This is a genomic window from Geminicoccus flavidas, from assembly GCF_009806515.1.
GTDB lineage: Bacteria > Pseudomonadota > Alphaproteobacteria > Geminicoccales > Geminicoccaceae > Geminicoccus > Geminicoccus flavidus.
Window position 1 is genome coordinate 1 of the sequence record NZ_WUJP01000892.1, and the last position, 671, is coordinate 671.

Annotated in this window: 1 protein-coding gene; it reads left to right on the forward strand. The window is 67.7% G+C overall.

The genetic code is table 11. From position 1 onward, the window contains the following. The first annotated feature begins 129 nt into the window (after window positions 1–129). Window positions 130–498, forward strand: coding sequence for a response regulator (locus tag EQG76_RS25490; protein ID WP_159717517.1), 369 nt, complete (start codon window positions 130–132; stop codon window positions 496–498). The last annotated feature ends 173 nt before the right edge of the window (window positions 499–671 follow it).

The following is a 671-nucleotide window of genomic DNA, read 5'->3' on the forward strand; positions in this document are numbered from 1 at the left end:
ACGCGAGGATCAGGTCGACGATACCAGAGTATAGTTGAGCCCACCTCGCGCCCTTGCGCATGGTCGAGACGTGCGAACCCGGCCATGGCTCCTGCCCCGGCCGGGCGTGCAGAGGCTGGGCCGGCGCGGATGCGTGCAGATCTCCCGATCGCCGTGATCGATGACGACGCCGCGGCCTGCGCCGCGATGATCGACCTCCTGGGTGCCATGGGCTTTGCCGCCATCGGCTTTGCCGGTGCGTTGGCCTTCCTGCGCTCCCATCATGCCCGCCGCGTCTGCTGCGTGATCACGGACATGCGCATGGCCGTCATGAGCGGCCTCGACCTCTGCCGTCATCTGGCCGCTGACGGAAACCCGGTGCCGACGATCCTCGTCACCGCCTATCCCGACGAGACCACGAGAAAGCAGGCGCAGTCCCTGGGCGTGGGCGCCTATCTGGCCAAGCCGTGCGATCCGGACGAACTGCTGCAGGCCCTCCATGCGCTCCTGACCGACTAGGCCGGCCAGGAGCGACTACCCCGAGGCACAGGATGCACCACACCACGGTGCAATTGTTCCGACCCTTCGGCCACTCGTAGAACGTTTCCCGTCAAGGAAGGTAGCGATGGATCACGGGGCCAGGCCCCGGCAGCGCCGGCTACCTCGCCTGCCGCCTATGAGCGCGGCGACGC